Below are 3,477 nucleotides of genomic sequence, written 5' to 3'. Positions count from 1 at the left end.
AGCAAACAACCAGATCCGCAAAAAGATTTAATTCAGTTTGAGGATTTTGCGAAAATGGATATTCGTATCGGAACTATTCTTGAGGCTGAAAAAATGCCAAAAGCAAATAAGCTTTTAGTTCTTAAAGTAGATACAGGAATTGATGTTCGTACGATTGTTTCAGGAATTGCTGAAAGTTTTTCGCCAGAAGAAATCATCGGAAAACGTGTTTCTGTATTAGCAAACCTAGCTCCAAGAGCTTTACGCGGTGTTGAAAGTCAAGGAATGATCTTAATGACAACAAACGCTGAAGGGAAACTGGTTTTTGTAAATCCAGATGCTGATGCGCCAAATGGAGCGACAGTAAACTAAACTGATTTTACACATCTAAACATATCGTTTGTCATTTCGAGGAACGAGAAATCTTCGCAAGTAACTCCGCAATGAGAATCCAATCTTTGTCGAGCTTTTCGCGAAGATTTCTCGTTCCTCGAAATGATTGGCAGAATAAAAAAATAAAATAAAATTCTTACATTTTACTACTTCTTTCAAATTCAATTTTGTAAGTTTGTTCTGCAAAAATACCAGAAGTAATTCTGAAACTTTATTTAAAGTTAACATAAGCGAACCCTCGCCATGATGGCCCTATGGAAACTCGGGAAATCTATCCTTCTGGGTATTTTTGCACATCTAAAGCGAGGGTTTCGTGCGTTTAATATTTTCGATATGCAAAGAGAAAATCAAAAACCGACACATCACGATGTAATGCCATCGATGGCAAAATTCCTTTCAGACTTATGGTTTGAAGGCGATTTTAGAGAACAGCCCCATTATTTGTCTGAAATTTTCAAGCGAATTCTTGAAACAGAATTGGGAGATGACAAAGAGCTAAGATCAAAAATGATGGAATGCATCAAAACCAGTGAAATGCTTGCCGAAACACTCGAACCGTTTTCGGATAAACAAATTCAGAAAGCCTGCAGTAAATTTTTAGTGGCTTAAAAAATAAAAGCGTGAAATTCTTTATTGATTTCACGCTTTTTTTATTCTACAAATACTGTAAAGTACATTTTTCTTTAAAATTAGTTTTCTTACAAAAAAAATGAGATATTAGCGCCAAAAGTTATTCGAAAAACTGAAAATTATGGAGCTATTAGACAGTTTACCTACGTTGCTTAAATCTTTTTGGTACATCGCGATTCCAACAAGTTTAATTTTTCTTATTCAAACCATTATTACTTTTTCGGGTCTTGACATTGCCGATGGTTTCGATACCGATTTTGATGCACATGTTCACGATGGCGATTTTCAGCTTTTCTCATTAAGAAACCTAATTAACTTTCTTTTAGGTTTTAGCTGGACAGGCATTTCATTTTATGCTACAATTGGCGAAAAGCCATGGTTTCTTATTACACTCGCTTTTGTCGTTGGAGTTTCATTTGTGCTATTGTTTTTCTTTGTAATCAAACAAGTGCAAAAACTAGCCGAAGACAATTCTTTTAAAATCACTAATACGCTAAATAAAACTGCTGAAGTTTATTTGACCATTCCAGAAAATAAAACCGGAAAAGGTAAAATTATGATTAGCGTAAATGGCGCTTTTCATGAACTTGAAGCTATGACAGAAAATGAAAGAATTCCGTCTGGTTCGGCTGTAAAAGTTGTCAAAATAGAAAACAACAACCTTTTAATCGTAGAAACCATATAACATAAATTATAATGATCAACCCAATTATTTTGATTGCCGTTGCGGCAATCGTTCTATTCGTAACCATTTCAGCATTAATCTCGAGGTACAAGCGCTGTCCTTCAGATAAAATTTTAGTAATCTATGGCCGTACTGGCGGAACCTCAGCACGTTGTGTACACGGTGGTGGTGCTTTTATCTGGCCAGTAATTCAGGATTACTCTTTTCTAGATTTAAAACCGCTTTCTATCGAAGCGAATCTAACCAATGCGTTAAGCCGTCAGAACATTAGAGTCGATGTTCCTTGTCGATTCACCATCGCCATTTCTACGGAAACTGACAGTATGAATACCGCTGCAGAAAGATTATTAGGTTTGTCATCAGAACAAGTTCAAGAGCTTGCAAAAGATATTTTGTTTGGTCAATTGCGTTTGGTTATTGCAACGATGACTATTGAAGAAATTAACTCAGACCGTGATAAATTCTTAGATAACATTTCTAAAAACGTTGACAGCGAATTAAAGAAAATTGGTCTTAAACTAATCAACGTAAACGTTACCGATATTCGTGACGAGTCTGGTTATATCGAAGCTTTAGGAAAAGAAGCTGCTGCAAAAGCAATCAATGAAGCTAAAATTAGCGTGGCTGAACAGGAAAAAATCGGAGAAACTGGTAAAGCTCTTGCTGATAGAGAAAAAGACACTCAAATTGCTGAAACACATAGAGACAGAGATGTAAAAATCGCGATTACTCAAAAAGATCGTGAAATTAGCATTGCAACAGCGGCTAAAGACGAAACGATTGGTAAAGCTGAAGCAGAAAGAGATACAAGGGTAAAAACGTCTGAAGCAAACGCAATTGCAATTCAGGGAGAGAACGAAGCGAAAATTGCTATTGCCAATTCTGAAGCTATTCGTAGAGAAAAAGAAGCAGAATCTTTGCGTATTGCAATTGCTGCAGAAAAAGTACAACAGGCAAAAGCTTTGGAAGAATCTTACCTAGCTGAACAAAAAGCCGAGCTGGCACGTTCTGAAAGAGAACGTTCTACTCAAATTGCCAACATTGTAGTTCCTGCCGAAATTGCCAAACAAAGAGCAATTATCGAAGCACAAGCTGCTGCAGAAACGATTAGAGAGAATGCAAAAGGAGAAGCTGATGCAATCTTTGCTAAAATGGAAGCAGAAGCAAAAGGTTTATTTGAAATATTAACGAAACAAGCCGAAGGTTATAAAGATGTTGTGGCTGCAGCAGGCGGAGATCCAAGCAAAGCATTCCAACTTTTATTATTAGAAAAACTTCCTGAATTGGTTAAAACTCAAGTTGAAGCAGTTAAAAATATCAAAATTGACAAAATCACGGTTTGGGATTCTGGAAATGGTCAAGGCGAAAACGGTTCTACAGCTAACTTTGTTTCTGGAATGATGAAGACAGTTCCGCCATTAAATGATTTATTTAATATGGCAGGTTTAAACCTTCCAACTTATTTAAAAGGCGAAGATACTCCTCCTGAAGTTCCTCCAACTATTCAAGTAGAAGAAACAAAAGAATAAAAACCTTTTTTTAATATAAAAAAGCGCGAACCGATTAAGATTTTTAATCGATTTGCGCTTTTTGCTTTCAAAATACTCGCTTTCTAAGTTATCTTTGAAAAATAATACAAGAATAAAATACGTCTAATGAAACTCACTAAACCAAGATTAGCCCTAATCTGCGGTATACTTTGCATATCGATTTTTCCAATATTAGTAAAATTACGCTTAACTCCAGGATTAATTTCGGCTTTTTACCGAATGTTTTTTGCTGTGGTTTTG

At 35.8% G+C, this 3,477-nt stretch carries 4 protein-coding genes and 1 pseudogene; all 5 read left to right on the top strand.

Features of this window, described 5'->3' with window-relative positions; genetic code table 11:
- Positions 1-351 (top strand): methionine--tRNA ligase subunit beta (gene metG / locus B3J44_RS20790; RefSeq protein WP_286971199.1); only part of this gene is annotated, 351 nt, incomplete at its 5' end.
- Between the two features lie 354 nt (positions 352-705).
- Entirely contained in the window at positions 706-981 is a 276-nt protein-coding gene (locus B3J44_RS20785) for a hypothetical protein (RefSeq protein WP_286971198.1), read from the top strand.
- A gap of 142 nt (positions 982-1,123) precedes the next feature.
- Positions 1,124-1,687: an NfeD family protein gene (locus tag B3J44_RS20780; RefSeq protein WP_286971197.1), complete on the top strand. Its 564-nt coding sequence runs from the start codon at positions 1,124-1,126 to the stop codon at positions 1,685-1,687.
- Between the two features lie 11 nt (positions 1,688-1,698).
- A complete protein-coding gene (locus tag B3J44_RS20775) occupies positions 1,699-3,216 on the top strand; it encodes a flotillin family protein (RefSeq protein ID WP_198855192.1) in 1,518 nt (505 codons plus the stop codon).
- Between the two features lie 126 nt (positions 3,217-3,342).
- Positions 3,343-3,477 (top strand): annotated as a pseudogene (locus tag B3J44_RS20770) (EamA/RhaT family transporter); the annotation flags it as partial.

It is taken from the genome of Flavobacterium sp. UBA4854, from assembly GCF_002399805.1.
In the GTDB taxonomy this organism is placed as follows: domain Bacteria; phylum Bacteroidota; class Bacteroidia; order Flavobacteriales; family Flavobacteriaceae; genus Flavobacterium; species Flavobacterium ginsengisoli.
This window is presented reverse-complemented; position numbering and strand designations above follow the sequence as displayed.

Bases quoted from the DNA above. Each gene is read 5' to 3' on its own strand.
- B3J44_RS20780 (WP_286971197.1), top strand. From the start codon at position 1,124: ATGGAGCTATTAGACAGTTTACCTACGTTGCTTAAATCTTTTTGGTAC.
- B3J44_RS20785 (WP_286971198.1), top strand. From the start codon at position 706: ATGCAAAGAGAAAATCAAAAACCGACACATCACGATGTAATGCCATCG.
- B3J44_RS20775 (WP_198855192.1), top strand. From the start codon at position 1,699: ATGATCAACCCAATTATTTTGATTGCCGTTGCGGCAATCGTTCTATTC.